Source organism: Acetitomaculum ruminis DSM 5522 (assembly GCF_900112085.1).
Lineage (GTDB): Bacteria > Bacillota > Clostridia > Lachnospirales > Lachnospiraceae > Acetitomaculum > Acetitomaculum ruminis.
Genome location: NZ_FOJY01000008.1, coordinates 77,321 through 94,434, shown reverse-complemented (window position 1 = coordinate 94,434; position 17,114 = coordinate 77,321). Strand labels below are relative to the sequence as shown.

Sequence of the window (17,114 nt, the reverse complement as noted above, 5' to 3'; positions counted from 1 at the left end):
AGCTTATCCTCCACCCATAGATAAAGAGTACCCATAATACTTATTAATGGTTATCTGTAAAACACTCTAACTCCTGAGTCATTAATCCCATCAACGCCTTATACTACAAGGATTAATAAACAAAAGAACAGACCTTGGAAAGGGGTCTCGTTAGTCCTTTTCAAGGTCTGTTACTATTGTTTTATTATATTCTTTCAGGATAAGACAGTTTACCTCTGGTAGGATAATCTGCTTTGCCCTTGGACAGATGTATTATTCCATCTCAAGGATTTCATCCTTGTCTCTGGTTGCTTGTCATTGCAAAATCGTTTATTTTTGAGGATTTCCCCGTGTCTTTCTATTTCATTCTCATGAGTTTCAAGAGAAAAGGTATCAAAAAGGTATCAAAATTCTAATCTTGTGATACCTGCCAGTTCTTTCCTCTCCGTCGAGAAAGTATGACCATTATACCAATTATTTAGCTGCTATTCTATTTCATATCCAGTAAATTCATCACCAGCTTAACCATAATATCCTTTTCGTCCGGATTCGATTCCGCAATCATAAGCGTAATAGCTACCAATTCACCGTCTCCAATACGCTTACTGCCATCTTTAAACAAAGCTTGATTCCTCTCCAAGAATTCCAGGAACAAGGAAGCTGCGATTCTTTTGCAACCATCTGCAAACGGATGATCCTTGATCATAAAATAAAGTAAGTTAGCCGCCTTTTCTTCAATAGTCGGGTAGGCATCTTCGCCAAATACACTTTGGTATATTGCAGAAATAATCCCATTCACTTTTCCAACTTCTTTTTCTACACCGAAGACATCCGTATCAAAAGAATCCCTCATATGAGAAACCATCATCATACAGTCATCATAAGTAATCCTATATACAGGAGCCTTTCCATCAGGTTTAACTATTGCTTGGTGATCATACTGATCTAACAACGTCAAAGCATCCGTATACAGGTTTACAGCTCTTAGGATATCCTTTTCTTCAACATTTAATGCATCTGCCAACATTCTGGTTTGAATATCAACTGTCTTTTGCAATGCATGTAAGCGTTTCTCATTTATTGCATAGCCATCAATCATGTACTGCTTTAAGATTTTACTTGCCCACTGACGAAATTCGATACCCCGTTTTGATTTCACGCGGTAGCCTACAGATATGATGACATCTAAATTATAGTATTTTGTTTTATAATGTTTACCATCAGATGCAGTTGTCAAGAAATCCTTGACAACTGACTTCATATCTAACTCCCCTTCTTTGAAACAATTATTTGCATGTAAGCTCACATTTTGCTTTGTTGTATTAAACAACTCTGCCATCTGCGCCTGCGTCAGCCACACTGTATCTCCATCCATCGGGACTGACAACGTTACTTCCTTGTCTTTCGTTTCAAATAGTATAATCTCACTTTTCTTCACTAAAAACACCTCCCGCAAATATTACCTTTTTCCATACTTTTTTGATTTCTTCCACAAACTGTCTGTCCGGCTTAATTCCTGATAATAACTTTTCAATTAATCCGGCCAGTTCCAATGCCATTTCATCGTCTGTATAATACTCAAACAATTCTCTGATATTCACGCTATATAAATGATAAAACATCATTAATGCATCATCCAAAATTTGCAAATGATTTGATGTACATGTAACCGTCTCCACGAAGGCCTCGTTAGCATTTTCACAGCTACATTTGATCACCGGTAAATTACCTTTTATAAGCGGTTTGTTATAATCTACTGTATATCCTCCTTCCGGATGTTTGGCATATGCCAAATTATAACGAATAACCTGCTGCATATCATAAGAGTTAATTGCACGAATATCTGTATGGTCACTCCAAATCCCCAGGCTAGCACTGAACCCATATCTATCAAGATCCGTATCCCTCATGATAATTCCTCTTATTGCCAAAAGAATGTGCTCGCAAACATATCTTTTGTCGTGTAAAGTTGTAGAATCGTTCAATCTCCAACTCAACCTTGAAACAATATTATCATATTGTCCTATAAAAATTCTGTTGTAAAAATCTAAAGCTTCGGTACAAATTGTCACTTCATCTTCATTAAAAAGGAGATTTGTTTTTCCTGTCTGCTTGCGTATTCTCATCACCACTCTAGAAAAGGACAATACAATCATTTCATTTTTATCAATAATGAATTCTTCCCCAGCTACATATATTTTATCCTTATCAGATGAGCAATTCATAATATAAGAATAATCATCCCCTACTCCATCTATTTGAGGAACATCATCGAAGCCTAGTAAAAAAGACAATTGGTCATCTTCATCTACTATATAACCATCTTTATCCCAAACTTGAAATAATGATTTCAACAATATATCCAGTTTTTTCTTGCTCTCAAGTTGCTTTCTAAGGAATCCTGATATAAGTTTTATTCCATTACCATAAGGAAACTCAATGCCCATGTCGTATAATAATTGTGTACTTTCAATCCATTCGCCCTTCTTCGGCTTTAAATAAGCTCTTCCTCTTGTCATATTGTCTCCTCCGCCGCCTTTACGTCACGCTACCGTATATGCTTTTTATACATATGTTTAAGCGATGCTTAATGAATAAAGCACCGCCATCAGACCTATTGTTTTAAAGCCGCTATATACCCTAGCAATCTTTCTTTTTGTGATTTCTTCAGACTATCTATTTCAAGTAAAAGATCATACTCCTTTGTTCCTTTAGTAACTACTCGATAATCCAATTTCTCCACCGTTTGAACCGTGTCCTGCAACAATTCATATGGTGTTACATTTAACACCTTACAAATAATCATTATTTTATCTGCAGACGGATTCGTTTTCTTTCGTTTCCAATCACTAATAGTACTCTGTGCTATTCCTGTAGCTTTCGAAAAGTCCATCTGGGTAATTTCACGTTCTTCCATTAATTTAAAAATGCGTTCACTAATTGTCATTTTCTGCTCCTTTATCCATCATGCTTTCTTCCACCCAGGCCTTAAACTCATCCGGGCATGCTGCTATCCACTCAAAGAAATAGGAGGTTAGATTCTCAAGTGTAATCCCATAATCTTCCAATATAATTCGGTTTAAGAAGTCATAAACTTCGCTTTCCATAGAAAGAGAATATCCCTCCTCCGTATCTGTTACACTAACTGGGTTTTCATGAAGCCTTTGCAATACTAACGCTCTGATAAAATCATCTATTTCTATTGTATTTTCTTTATCAAAATTCACCTTACCAAATAAACGCTCATATAAATCAAAAGACATAAGGATTCTATCTGTATCAAATATTTTACATTTGACAGGATTACCATAAAGCTTATAAAAATCATCAGATTCGAGTTTTTCTATCAATTCGCTGGAAGAAATCTCCGGATATAACATAACTCTCCCTCCTTACATCGCCTTATCGTATTTTATTCGTATATACGAAATTATAATCTCATATAGTATCTATGTCAATAGCTTCATAACCTACATCTTCCCTTCTTTCCTTATCCAGCCTGTCAGCTATCTCTTCCTGCACGCCAGGAAAAAGATGTGCATAGTAATATGTAATCCTCTCACTTTTGTGTCCAACACGCTTTCCGATAGCAACTGCTGAAAAGCCCATATGAATTAATAAAGACACATGACTGTGTCTAAGATCATGAACGCGAATACGTTCTACTCCGGATTCTTCCGCATACTTCTGAAGCATAAGGTTAAGCTGCGTCTTTGAGGCTTTGAAAATACGTTCATCCTCTTCCACCTGCAGCTCCTTAACAAATCCCTCTATCTCGTTGCAAAGAGATTCAGGTATCGTCACAGTTCTAAGCCCGCTTTGCGTTTTTGGCAGACTTATAATTGGTTCGCCCTTTACAACTGTAAAAGTCTTATTTATCTCTACTGTTTTCTTATTGAAATCAAAGTCCCCCAAAGTCAACGCAAACAATTCTCCCTCTCGAAGACCGCACCAATAAAGCATCTCAAAGGCATAATAAAAAATTGAAGTACTCGGAACATGCGAGATGAAAATTTCAAATTCTTCTTTCTTCCAATAACAAAACTCTTGCGGCCTTCCTCCGGAAATAGGAAGCACTTTCTTCACAGGGTTTGACTCTAAATCATAATATCTCACCGCGTGGTTAAAAATGGAGCTTAGCTGAGATTGAATTGTTTTGTAGTAAGAAGCGGCATAATCACTACCGTCTTTTCTTTTCATCTGGGCGATTTGATTCTGCCATTTAATAATATCCCTCGGCTTAATCATATCCAATTTCATATCACCAAAGAACGGAAGAATCTTTGTACGTACCACGTGCTCTTTCGCATCCCAGGTACTTTTTCTGACTTGAGGTTTCATATCCTCCGTGTAAGTCTCCCAAAAATACCTAAATAACTTTCCCGTGCATCTGGATTTTAAAAGCACAAAATTCCTTTCCCATTCAAGAGCTTCGCGCTTAGTTGCAAACCCTCTCTTTGTCTTTCGATGCACCTCGTTCTCATAATCACGATAGTACACCGATACCGTCCAGGTTCCTCTTTTTTCATCTCTGTAAACTGACATAATAATGTCCTCCTTAAAAAAAATATTGTGAAAATCACATATTATCTGTCGGCATTTGAATAAGAAATGAAAAAAATACATTATTCCAAAGAATAAATTTCAAACCTGTCACGTCTGCATATTTACGGGCTTATCACCTGCAAGCCATATGAAATGATACCTTTTTGATACATTTTTTTACATCAAAATGGTGTCACAAAAGAGCATAAAAAATCCGCAAACCCTGCAAAATCAAGGGCTTGCGGATACGTTATTTTATCACTTTACTACTCCATCTCCACCGTAGCCGGCGGTTTACTTGTACAGTCGTAAAGTACCCTATTTACCCCTTTTACCTCGTTTACGATTCTATCTGCAACTTTACTTAGGATTTCAAAAGGAATCGGAGCTGCCTCAGCAGTCATAAAGTCTGAGGTGATGACAGCCCTTAATGCAACGGCATAGTCGTAGGTACGACCGTCTCCCATTACTCCAACGCTTCTCATGTTTGTAAGCGCAGCGTAATATTGGGAAATCTTTTTATCCAAGCCTGCCTTGGCGATTTCTTCTCTGTAAATAAAGTCGGCATCCTGAACGATTTTTACTTTTTCTTCTGTTACTTCGCCTATGATTCTGATGCCAAGACCAGGGCCTGGGAATGGTTGTCTGAATACAAGATATTCAGGGATTCCAAGTTCTAATCCTGCTTTTCTTACTTCATCTTTAAAGAGCATTTTTAATGGCTCAACAATTTCTTTAAAATCAACATAATCAGGAAGTCCTCCAACATTGTGGTGGGATTTGATTACGGCGGATTTTCCAAGACCGGATTCTATAACATCAGGATAGATTGTACCTTGAACAAGATAATCTACCTTGCCTATTTTTTTTGCCTCTTCTTCGAAAACTCTGATGAATTCTTCACCGATAATCTTTCTTTTTTGCTCCGGTTCTGTTACCCCTTTAAGTTTTTCATAAAATCTTTGCTGTGCATTAACACGAATAAAGTTTAATTCATAAGGGCCTTTTGGACCAAATACTGCTTCCACTTCATCTCCTTCATTTTTACGAAGAAGACCCTGGTCTACAAATACACAGGTAAGCTGTTTTCCAATGGCTTTTGAAAGAAGTACTGCTGCCACTGATGAATCCACACCGCCGGATAAAGCACATAATACTTTTCCGTCACCAATCTTTTCACGAAGATTTTTTATGGTAGTTTCAACAAAGGAATCCATTTTCCAATCTCCGCTACAACCACATACATCAATAACAAAGTTTCTAAGCATCTTTGTTCCTTCAACGCTGTGTACTACTTCAGGATGAAATTGAACGGCATAAAGCTTCTTTGAAACATTTTCCATTGCTGCAATCGGGCATGAGGTTGTATGAGTCGTTACCTCAAATCCTTCAGGAGCTTTGCTGATAAAATCTGTATGACTCATCCAGCAGATTGTCTTTTCTTCTACATCTTTGAAAATATTACTATCTTTTTTATCAATTAAAACTTCTGTTTTTCCATACTCACTTACTACAGCCGGCTCAACTTTTCCGCCTAATGTATAAGCCATAAGCTGAGAACCGTAGCAGATTCCAAGTACTGGAATTCCAAGTTCAAAAAGTTCTTTATCATAATGAGGTGACTTCTCATCATAAACGCTGTTTGGGCCACCTGTAAGTATGATTCCTTTTGGATTCATTTCTTTAATCTTATCAATGCTTAAAGTATAAGGATGAACTTCACAATATACATTACATTCCCTTACTCTTCTTGCGATAAGCTGGTTATACTGACCACCAAAGTCAAGTACTATTACCATTTCTTTACTCATTTTAAATCCTCCTGATTAAAAACTGACACAAAGCAGATTACATAACCCAAAAGGCAAAATCTCCTTTGTTATTAGAAACTTTAAATATATCTCCTTCGTCAAAAGGCACTTGTCTGCTATTATAACCCCTTTTTATAAACTGTTCAATGTCCTGATTGCATCTTTTGTGCAATTCAATGCCTCTTCAAAGTTGTTTTTTTCAAGATAATCCTGAATTTGAATAATAATATCCAATACCTCAATAGGATTATCTTTGTTCTTGATTCTTTTTAGCACTTTAGTAGCCGTAAAAATCTCCTTTTCAATAAGATTATCTTTAAGATCTATAAAGTCTAGTTTTACACTTCCTAAATCTTTGTGTCTGTTGGCCTTATGTTCTTTTCTTACCTTAAAGGAATTTAATACTTCCTCTACGCTGTCAATATTTTCAAAGAGCTCATCAAGGTGCTTTTCAATAAATTCCATATCCTCTTTTCCTGCTGCTTCTTCCATCAGATAGGCTATATCGGCAAGATCATCTGCTCCGATATTTCTGGAGCTGTTTCTAAGAACATGAAGCTTGGATTTTGCGGCTTCTAACCTGCCATTGGCAATATCATTTCTTATTCCATCTTTTTTAGAGGCAATCTCTTCTTTATACACCGTTAAAACAACTTTGTACTGTTCTTCATCATGCTTAACATAAGACATTGCCTTTTCAGTATTGATAACATCCATCGGAAGCTCATCAATTCTTGCCTGTTCCGAATCTTCGTAAAATTCCTCTTTCTTTACGGTATCTTTTATAATCTTTTCAGGTGGCAGCCATCTTAAAAGTTTCTGGGTCATATCGGACATGGCAATAGGTTTTGCTATAAAGTCATTCATATTACTGCTTAGGAAAAGTTCCTTGGCTCCGTTTACCGCATTAGCACTTAGGGCTATAATCGGAAGTTTCCAATATTTCTTATCCGGTAATTGCCTGATATTTGCAGTAGCTTCTATACCGTCCATTTCCGGCATCATATGGTCCATAAATACAATATCGTAGTCCTTTTTCATAACCATTTCAATGGCTGTTTTACCACTTCTTGCAGTATCAATATGCATCTTAAATGGCTCTAAAAGTCCCTTTGCCACTGTCAGATTCACCAGATTATCATCTACAATAAGCACCTCTGCCTTTGGTGCGGTAAAGTTTACTGTGTAAGCAGTGTCTGTAATTACTTTCTCGTATTCATCCTCACCGTTTAATACTTCCACAACCTTAAATGGAATAATAGGCCTTGTTAAAAAATGAATATCTTCATCATTTTCTTCATATTCTTTATAGGAATCAGTAATAATAACTGACTCTATCATCCATTCCTCAAGATGTTGTGCCAATTCCTCTGTCATATTGTTTTCATCAACAAATGCATAATCAGCATCTCCTTCGCATAAAGCAAGCATTTCATCGTGATTATCCGTAAATTGAAATTCCACTCCCAATTTTGTAAAAAGGTTGTCAAAAAAATCTCTTTCCAATGGGGAAGAAAAGTAACCAATAGCCATAACTTCCTCTTTAAGCTGCATGCTTTTTGCCGTATCAACAACAGCTTGTGGAAGTCTAAATCCAAAAACAGAACCTTCGCCGTACTTACTTTCAAATATTATTTCACCATTCATAAGTGAAACAAGCTGTTTTGATATTGTAAGTCCAAGGCCTGTTCCCTCAATATTTTTATTTTTTATCTTATCTAATTGTGAAAATGATTTGAAAAGTTTCTCCTTATCTTCTTCCCTGATACCCATTCCCGTATCTTTTACGGTAATCTCCAAAACAGCGCTAAGATCCACCATTTTGGCACCTATAGATAAAATTACCGAACCTTCCTGAGTATATTTTGCGGCATTATTTACTACATTTAAAATTACCTGTTTTATTCTTCCGTCATCTCCAAAAAGTTTGGAGGGAATATCAGGATCCACATTAATAATATACTCAAGGTTTTTATCCTTCATTTTTTTAAATGTAATTACAACAATTTCCTCGATAAGATTGCTTAAAGAATACTCCCTGGCAACAATTTCCATTTTTCCTGATTCAATTTTAGAAAAGTCCAAAATATCGTTTATAATCGTAAGAAGTCCTCTTCCGGCTGTTCTAATTTGTCTGATATACTCCGCCTCTTTTTCAGGAATATCCCCTCTTAATGCCAGTTCACTCATTCCAATTATGGCATTCATAGGAGTTCTTATCTCGTGACTCATATTTGCAAGAAACTGGGATTTGACATTATTGGCATCATCCGCCTCCTGCCTTTTATCGTTTAATTCCTTCATTATTTCCACTTCATGGGTCATGTCATACAGGAAACTGATGGCACAAACAGGCTCTTTGTATTCATCATAAACAGGGCTTGTTACAGCCTTGCAGATATTGTCCATTCCGTAAAGTTTTGCCTGATCTGTGTAGGATTTTGCCCTGTTGGTTACTATTTCTCTCATTCTGTTTTCCAATTCATCTGTATCAATGTTTAAATCAAGAAATTCAAAAGCCGTCTTTCCTATTATATCTTCTTTTTTACTCTTGGAAAAATATCTGATACCTGCTTCATTGACTGAAATAATAACAAGGTCTCTTCCTAACATTAATACCGGCGTATCAACATATGCCATTATATACTTTGCGAAATTCGCAGCAGAAAAACCCATTCTTTTGTATTTTTTAGAAATTGAATAGGCAACAATAAATGCCACAGTGGCCCCGAAGCCACTGGATGGAACTGCCGGCGTACTATACAACACAGGAACAATCGTATCAAATATAGAGCCCAGTAAAACCGCTACCTCATATAAAACCAGATATAATATTACTACCTTGTTTCTTTTAAACACAGCCCTTTCATACCATTTTTTCTGTATCATTGCTGTGATAAAAATCCCACTGAAAAAATATATCGCCTGCAATATACGACCTATGCTCATACCTGAAATATAATAATATCCGTAATTTGTTGAAACAAAGGTAACCACTCCCTTTTGAGTAAGTAAAGTCCAGATAAATATTCCCGTTATTATATAAAAACTGTCCATTATAATTAGCAGTTTACGGTTTGTCCCGGCCAGTTCTCCCATATAGGTAACTGATAATGTAACAAAAGCCACAATAGCTGTCATGGACATGTTTCTGCAAGTTAAAGCTACATCTTCATTATAGCTTACACTCATAAGACCATATCCTACATTCCAGAAAAAAACACAAACAGCCAGGCAAAACATTAGAAGGTTTGCCAGGCTGCGTTCATTATCAATTAATGTCATTATACCTAAAACTAAAACTGTTATACCACAGAAAAACTGTAAAAATGTTAATATAAGTCCTATTGAAAAAAAAGTTGTTTCCATACTTGCCTTATCTCCGATATAAAATATTTCTCCTTGTAAATCATAATCTATATCGTACTTTTTTTTGATTTTGAAAACATTTTTGACTTATTTTTCTTCTATAATCATAGCTCTTAGAATGCCGGGAACTTCATACTTCCTCTTTCCGGCTCCCAAACCGGCTTTTTTTACGAGAAATTTTTCAGGTAACTTATCTCTTGTTTTTATTGCAGCTATAATTGCTGCTCCCGTAGGAGTCACCAGTTCTCCTTCAACATCTGTAATGTGAAGTTTTAATCCTTCCCTTTGGGAAATGTTCAAAACCGCCGGTACCGGTACGGGAATTATTCCATGCTGACATCTTATACTTCCCCTTCCTTCATAAAGTACAGGGACACACACTTCCTTAATATTTAAGCTGTCAAAACATACACTAAAAGCTACTATATCAACTATGGAATCAATGGCTCCCACCTCATGAAAATGTACTTCCTCTTTTGAAATCCCGTGGGCTTTAGACTCTGCAACTGCAAGAATGTCGAATATTTTCTTGGAGAGTTTTCTTGCATTTTCAGTCATGTCCACCTTATCCAAAAGTTCATTTATTTCCTTGATTCCTACATGATGGTGGTTATGAGCATGCTCGCCTTGGTGAGTATGTATATGCTCATGACCGTGAAGGTATTCCATATCGTGATCCATGTTTTGATATTCATTTTCAAGTTCTACTAAAAAATCACACACATCAAGGCCCGACTTTTTAATCCGGGAAATTTTCACCTGAAACCCCCTATCCCCCAAAGAATCCAGGGCTTTTTTTAATGCTTTGCAATCTGCCCCCAAATCCAACATGGCAGCTACACTCATATCCCCGCTTATTCCGCTAAAACATTCAAAATATAATATTTTTTCCATGTAAAATCTCCTCCCGAAAACCGGTTTTAATTACATTTCCCTTTTTGAGCCAGACGATTTATCTGAGTAGATAAATATCCTGCCCTGTATCCACTGTCAATATTCACCACGGCAATGCCGTTGGCACAGGAATTTATCATGGTAAGAAGGGCTGAAAGCCCGTTAAAGCTGGCACCATAACCCACGGAGGTAGGTACTGCAATAACCGGATTTTCCACCATTCCCCCAAGGACACTTGCCAATGCTCCTTCCATTCCTGCAACAGCTACAATACAGTTGGCAGACTGAATATCTTCTATCCTAGATAAAAGCCTGTGAATTCCCGCAACTCCCACATCATAGATTCTTTCCACATAAGAGCCAAAGAATTCCGCAGTCTGTGAAGCTTCTTCTGCTACAGAAATATCTGCAGTCCCTGCCGTACAAACTGCTATTTTTCCAATGTGCTTTTTATCCTTTTTTTCAATTTTTAAAATATGAGAAATATCATCATAAACCACCTGTGGCAGTTCATCTTTTATTACTTCATACTGGTGAGCGTTTGCCCTTGTTCCAAGAACTTCGCCATTTGCTTCATACAGCCTTTTATATATCTCCAAAAGATGCTCATCTGCTTTTCTACTGCAAAATACAACTTCGGGAAATCCGGTTCGAATTTCCCTGCTACTGTCTATTTTTGCATAGCCCATTTCTTCATAGGGCTTTTTCTTAAAGTAGCTTTCCGCCTCATCTACGGAAATAAGTCCTTCCTTTAGTTTTTCAAGTACTTTTCTGGTTTCCATTAAATCACTACCTTCTTAACAACTTCCTTAACTGTTTTTACAGGAATTATCTCCAGTTTTGTCTTAACTTCCTCTGCCACTTCCTCAAGATCCTTTAAATTCTTTTCAGGTATAAATACCCTTTTTACACCTGCTCTTTGAGCAGCCATAAGTTTTTCCGGAAGTCCTCCTATAGGCATAACTCCACCTCTTAAAGATACCTCTCCTGTCATGGCTGTAAATGGATCAACTGCCTTGTTATTTACTAAAGATGAAAGGGCACTCACAAGGGTAATTCCAGCTGATGGTCCGTCCTTTGGAACTGCCCCTGCAGGTACATGTACATGCAAATCATTTTTTTCAAACATACCTGCTTTTGACGGATAAATCATCTTAACAAGACTTATGGCAATCTGGACTGATTCCTTCATAACATCTCCCAGTTTTCCGGTAATGATAACCTTTCCTGTTCCCTTTGTAAATGCAGTTTCTATAAATAATATATCTCCTCCCGCACTTGTCCAGGCAAGACCTGTAACTATCCCTGCCTTTGTCTTTTTTTCAGGTTTATCCTTTTCTATAGGATTTTTTCCAAGATATTCCTTTAATTTATTTTCATTAATGGTAAAGGTTTTTTGCTCTTTTTTTACATATTTAACTGCTACATGTCTGCACATGATGTCAATTTGCTTTTTAAGACCTCTGACTCCTGACTCGGCTGTATAACCTTCAATTATTTTTCTTAGAGCCTCATCTGTAATCTTAAAATATGAGCTTTTAATACCTACTTCCTTCATGGCTCTTTTAAGAAGGTGCTCCCTGGCAATATTAAACTTTTCAGTAGGTGAATACCCCGTAAAAGGTATAACCTCCATTCTGTTTAAAAGAGGCTCTGGTATTGTATCTGTGGAATTTGCCGTACAAATAAACAATACATCTGAAAGATCATAAGGCACATTCATATAATGATCGGTAAATGTGTTGTTTTGTTCAGGATCTAATACTTCAAGCAATGCACTTGCCGGGTCGCCGCCATAATCTTTCATAAGTTTATCCACCTCATCAAGAACCATTACAGGATTTGAAGATTTACTTCTTTTAATTCCCTCCATAATTCTTCCAGGCATTGCTCCCACATAGGTTCTTCTGTGGCCTCTGATTTCGGCTTCATCTCTGATGCCTCCAAGACTGATTCTTACATATTCTCTTCCCAAAGCTTTGGCAATGCTTTGACCAAGGCTTGTTTTACCTGTTCCGGGTGCTCCCACAAACAAAAGAATTGAGCCGGACTGGGTTTTATTTAAGGCCATAACAGCTAATTGTTCTATAATTCTGTCTTTTACTTTTTTCAAACCGTAATGTTCGGAATCAAGAATCTTTTGTGCCTCATTTAAATCAATCTCCTTCATTTCCTCTTTCTTCCAGGAAAGGGAGGTAACAAAATCAAGATAGTCATAATGAATACCGTATTCGTGTCCGTCCTGACCTTCTTGTTTCATACGGTTTAAAATCTTGGTGGCTTCATTTTTTGCCTCATCATTCATTCCCGATTCTGCAATTTTTTTCTCAAACATTTCTATGTCAGAAACATCTTCCGGATTTAATTCATCTAATTTTTTCTGTAAATAATCTATCTGTCTTTTTATAACATGCTTTTGATAATCACCGGATTGTCTTTCTCTTTCGGCTAATGTAGCCTCTTCTCCGATTTCATATACATCCATAAATTCATAAATAACATCTCTTAATTTTATAAATCTTTCCTTTTTTGACCTAAGAGACATTATTTCATATTTTTCTTCTGCTTTAAGATTCAAATATGGAACCAGGGAGCATACTATTTCCGTAAGATCTGACATGTGAAGCACATAACCAAGCACCCTCATATCAAGCTTGCATTTTTTTACAAATTTAATAAGCTCAGCATGAAGTTCCCTAAAAATCTTATCTTCTTCTTCCTGACTTATATCATCAATGTCTTCCAATAATTCATATTCAGCAGTGCATTTTCCGCTTCTTCCAAATTTGACATTTTTAACCTTAACCCTGTCTTTAATTTTTATATGAACATTTCCGTCCATGGTGATTTTCTCTGCAACTCCGGTAACAGCCACATCATAAATATCCTCAGGGACTAATTTTTTTCTGTCTTTATCCTCCTTTTGAAGGAGAAACAATAATTCGTCCCCTTCTTTTACCACCTTGTCAAGATCTTCCTCAAAGTTTTCTTTATTGAAATAAAATCCCACCGTAGGCATTAACAATATATCGTAAAAAATTTTAACATGCATATGTATCAACTCCTGTCGTTGTTAGCACTCACTTATTCTGAGTGCTAAATGTATTATCCTAAAAAAGCGAACCATATTAGATTCGCCACCTACAACCATTTATATTGTACAAAATTTTTTTTTATTTGGCAAGTCAATTTTTCTGTGTATTAATCAAATATAACTACAATTTATACTACAATTCCCCAAAAACCGACAGGCCGTGACTTTTTGTTATTGCACTTTTAAGTGTATTGTAACAAAAAGCCACAGCCTGTCATTCCTTATTCATAAGCAAAATATATATCAGAATCCTCAGGGATTCTCTGATCTTTTTTATCCCAAAAACTCACATTAAAATTTTACTACCTTTGGCTCTTCCATAAATGATGAAATAGTCGCTGTAGCATTCTTGAAATATAATACTTCTGTATTATCATCATCTGCTGAATACATCTTTTTAAGATCCGGATAATGTTCTAACATGTCTTCTTTAGCTTCTTTTCTTTCATCTCTGACAAGTTCCCCTGCAAGTCTTATCCATTTTCCGTCTTTGAAGGCACAAACCTCAACTTTTGGATTTGCCTGAATCTGCTTTGAAACTTCTTTCACTTTTCCGGTCTGAATATAAAGCTTTCCATCAAAAACATTAATGGTTCCAAATGGACGTACTCTTGGCTGATCCCCCTCAACAGTAGCAAGATAGTAAGTTCCCGCGTCCTTGATAAAATCATAAACTTCTTGCATTTTTATTCTCCTTCCTGCTATTAAAATACAAAAAATCATTCATAAAAAAGTTCTGTTTATTAAACAGCCCCCGGTTAAGACCCGCATCTTTCCCTGTGAAAGCCCAAATCCACCCTTTTATGAATTATCAGATTATTATTTCAACACTCTTATTATGTATTATTTTATTTCATATTTCAATCATATTTTTTTATTATTCACTAATTTTAATAAAAAAATTTTTCAAATATCTCTTTAATAGATTAACAAAAAGCCGATATCCTATTTAGAAAATATAAGTAAACATTAAATTTGACTTGTTCATAACAGTTATAGACTGTTTTTTCGATATCTTTTCATTTTTTTAACCTTCTTTACTACGGAATGGGGTCTGTGTAAGCAGACCCCCATTCATTAAAGTATCGTGGCCAATTTGCAAATATCTGCTTTAAAGTCTTGTTATTACCAAATTTTTATCAATAAGAATATGCCTAAAAACATTGACAATAAAGATAATTAACTATATACTTTAAGTAAGTTAGATATGACTAACCAATAATTTCTCCATCAAAAATAAGTCTTATCTGACAAATTTTTTGCGAAGTAGTTAGTTACATCTAACCGTCAGGAAAAAGTATAAAAGCGGCACAAGGAGGGGTATTTTATGCCGGAAGGACTCGTTATTAAACATTGTTCCCCAACACTTGCGGGAATAAAAACTGCAAATCTTTTCAGTTGTGTTTACAAGAATAAAAATGAAGTTAAAAGAACTATTAGTTTTCTAAATAAACAGCTTAAATCCAAGGGAATTAGAGTTATCCCCATGCGTTTTTCCAAAACCAGGGTTTTAATATATATGTACCGTCCTGACAGGCTTAAGTCAGATTTGTCCCTTGAAGGCACTCAAAAATTATTAAAGGCAAATGGCTATGAAGAAGTGGATTATGCCCATGCTTTAAAACTATTACATAAAAAACTTCAAAGTTTTGAAGATTTTCCTCATGAAATCGGGCTTTTTTTAGGATATCCACCAGAGGATGTACGAGGCTTCATTACCAATCATGCCCTTAATTACAAATTTATCGGATATTGGAAGGTTTATGGTGACGAAGAAAAAGCCAGAAAAACTTTTTCTCAATATAAAAACTGTACCAATTCTTATTTAAATCAATGGAAAAAAGGAAAGTCCATTACAGATCTTGCAGTGGCTGTCTAAAGAAGCTTTTTACATAGTCCATTTTAAAAAGACTATGAAAATATAAATTTTATAAAGGAGAGTAGATATGAGTAAAATAGCAGTTGTATTTTGGAGTGGAACAGGAAATACCGAAATCATGGCAAATGAAGTTGCCCAGGGTATTAAAGAAAAAGGATCGGAAGTAGAAGTTATTTCCGCAGAAAATTTCTCCAAAGAAAAAGTGGGGGATTTTGACGGTATAGCCTTTGGTTGTCCTGCTATGGGGGAAGAAGTTCTTGAAGAAGAAATATTTGAACCAATGTTTAATGCCTGCGAACCAGACCTTAACGGTAAAAAAATTGCCCTTTTTGGCTCCTATGGATGGGGAGACGGTGAATGGATGCAAAACTGGGAAGAAAAATGCAAGGGAATCGGAGCAGTTTTGACAACTGATTGTGTAACCTGTATGGAAGAACCTGATGATGATGCTAAAGAAGCTTGTAGAAAGCTTGGTGCTTCATTAGCTTAGTTTTATAAATCCTTTTATACTATATTATTTAAACATCGGGAAAAAGCTTAGGATTTTTATCCGGCTTCTTCCCGATACTATTATGTTTTTTAAACAGATTTTTTTCTATATACTAAAAATATTCCAAGGCAAACCAGAATAAGTGCCATGAGACTTTTCATATTAAAAGCATCTTCTCCTAAAAGAAGGGCTGATAAAAGCACTCCAAACAGGGGGTTTAAAAAGCCCAATACACCTATTTTTGATGCCTGATTATACTTTAATAATAATGCCCAAAGGCTATAAGCTGCTGCTGATATAAATGCCAGATATAAAAGCAAAAATACCCCTTTGGTGTCCCAATATTCTATTTTTCCTTTTCCAAAAACAGCTAAAACAATAAGGATTATCCCCCCTATAAAAAACTGATAGCCACACAACAAGGCGGTATCGTCCTCATTTCCAAATTTTCTTAACAGTACTGAAGACATTGCTCCACAAAAAGCCGAAAACATAACCATTAAATCTCCTGAATTAATGCTTAATTCCAGTCCCGACAGGTTTAAAATCAATATACCCCCAAAGCCAATAAGACTTCCTAAAACCTTGTTTATTTCCATATTTTCCATTTTTAAAATAAAACAGGTAAGTATTATTATAAAAAATACGCTGGAACTTTCTATTATAGAGGCCTTTACACCACTGGTATGGGCCAGCCCCATGTAAAAGAAAATATATTGCAAAATTGTCTGAAAAAGGCTTAAAGACAGAGTTCTTTTTACACTGGCAAAAGTCTTTGGATACATAAATTTTTTGTTTTTTATGCAATTAAAAATAATAACCATTATTCCTGCAAGACTAAATCTAATCCCTGCAAAAAGAATCTGACCGGCTGTATCTTTGGCATCAATGTGGAAAAATTTATAGCCAAGTTTTATACAAGGAAAGGCACTTCCCCACAATAACCCGCATATAACGGCAAATAATAATATCACCGGGATGGTTTCGTAAATTGATTTTTTCATTTTATTCTCCTTTTGTAGTCCTAAAAAACATATATGCCAAAAAACTCTA

The 17,114-nt window shown here is 35.9% G+C and carries 14 protein-coding genes; 2 read left to right on the top strand and 12 right to left on the bottom strand.

The window, feature by feature from the left end:
- Window positions 1–469 precede the first annotated feature (469 nt).
- The 11 genes from rhuM to BM153_RS06760 all read right to left on the bottom strand — a co-directional run bounded on the left by rhuM (window position 470) and on the right by BM153_RS06760 (window position 14,376).
- On the bottom strand, window positions 470–1,417 hold the full coding sequence (gene rhuM / locus BM153_RS06810) for a virulence RhuM family protein/type II toxin-antitoxin system death-on-curing family toxin (RefSeq protein WP_242949089.1): 948 nt from the start codon (window positions 1,415–1,417) through the stop codon (window positions 470–472).
- The gene (locus tag BM153_RS06805) at window positions 1,404–2,498 is read right to left on the bottom strand and encodes a hypothetical protein (RefSeq protein WP_092872058.1); all 1,095 of its coding nucleotides are present in this window, start codon (window positions 2,496–2,498) and stop codon (window positions 1,404–1,406) included. Before BM153_RS06805 ends, rhuM begins: the two co-directional genes overlap by 14 nt.
- 95 nt (window positions 2,499–2,593) lie before the next feature.
- A complete protein-coding gene (locus tag BM153_RS06800) occupies window positions 2,594–2,926 on the bottom strand; it encodes a helix-turn-helix domain-containing protein (RefSeq protein ID WP_092872056.1) in 333 nt (110 codons plus the stop codon).
- Complete coding sequence (locus BM153_RS06795) at window positions 2,916–3,359, bottom strand: hypothetical protein (RefSeq protein ID WP_092872054.1); 444 nt, start codon at window positions 3,357–3,359, stop codon at window positions 2,916–2,918. Before BM153_RS06795 ends, BM153_RS06800 begins: the two co-directional genes overlap by 11 nt.
- A gap of 58 nt (window positions 3,360–3,417) precedes the next feature.
- On the bottom strand, window positions 3,418–4,524 hold the full coding sequence (locus tag BM153_RS06790) for a site-specific integrase (RefSeq protein WP_092872052.1): 1,107 nt from the start codon (window positions 4,522–4,524) through the stop codon (window positions 3,418–3,420).
- 266 nt (window positions 4,525–4,790) lie between these two features.
- Entirely contained in the window at window positions 4,791–6,335 is a 1,545-nt protein-coding gene (gene guaA, locus BM153_RS06785) for a glutamine-hydrolyzing GMP synthase (protein ID WP_092872049.1), read from the bottom strand.
- Window positions 6,336–6,467: 132 nt separating this feature from the next.
- A complete protein-coding gene (locus BM153_RS06780; RefSeq protein WP_092872047.1) occupies window positions 6,468–9,704 on the bottom strand; it encodes an ATP-binding protein in 3,237 nt (1,078 codons plus the stop codon).
- An 87-nt stretch (window positions 9,705–9,791) separates the two neighbouring features.
- Window positions 9,792–10,598, bottom strand: a complete 807-nt coding sequence (larC, locus tag BM153_RS06775; RefSeq protein WP_092872045.1) for a nickel pincer cofactor biosynthesis protein LarC — start codon at window positions 10,596–10,598, stop codon at window positions 9,792–9,794.
- A gap of 26 nt (window positions 10,599–10,624) precedes the next feature.
- Window positions 10,625–11,380: a nickel pincer cofactor biosynthesis protein LarB gene (gene larB, locus BM153_RS06770; RefSeq protein ID WP_092872043.1), complete on the bottom strand. Its 756-nt coding sequence runs from the start codon at window positions 11,378–11,380 to the stop codon at window positions 10,625–10,627.
- A complete protein-coding gene (gene lon / locus BM153_RS06765) occupies window positions 11,380–13,650 on the bottom strand; it encodes an endopeptidase La (protein WP_092872041.1) in 2,271 nt (756 codons plus the stop codon). Before lon ends, larB begins: the two co-directional genes overlap by 1 nt.
- Before the next feature lie 333 nt (window positions 13,651–13,983).
- Complete coding sequence (locus BM153_RS06760; RefSeq protein ID WP_092872039.1) at window positions 13,984–14,376, bottom strand: pyridoxamine 5'-phosphate oxidase family protein; 393 nt, start codon at window positions 14,374–14,376, stop codon at window positions 13,984–13,986.
- Window positions 14,377–15,019: 643 nt separating this feature from the next.
- Here BM153_RS06760 and BM153_RS06755 point away from each other — a divergent pair.
- Together BM153_RS06755 and BM153_RS06750 are read left to right on the top strand one after the other, a co-directional pair.
- Window positions 15,020–15,571 (top strand): DUF3793 family protein, encoded by a 552-nt coding sequence (locus BM153_RS06755; protein ID WP_092872037.1) that lies wholly within the window; start codon window positions 15,020–15,022, stop codon window positions 15,569–15,571.
- 67 nt (window positions 15,572–15,638) lie between these two features.
- Window positions 15,639–16,061 carry a flavodoxin gene (locus tag BM153_RS06750; RefSeq protein WP_092872035.1) on the top strand — a complete coding sequence of 141 codons (423 nt, stop codon included), beginning with the start codon at window positions 15,639–15,641 and terminating at the stop codon, window positions 16,059–16,061.
- Window positions 16,062–16,150: 89 nt separating this feature from the next.
- On the opposite strand, the gene BM153_RS06745 is transcribed toward BM153_RS06750, so the two are convergent.
- Complete coding sequence (locus BM153_RS06745; protein ID WP_092872033.1) at window positions 16,151–17,065, bottom strand: DMT family transporter; 915 nt, start codon at window positions 17,063–17,065, stop codon at window positions 16,151–16,153.
- Window positions 17,066–17,114 lie beyond the last annotated feature (49 nt).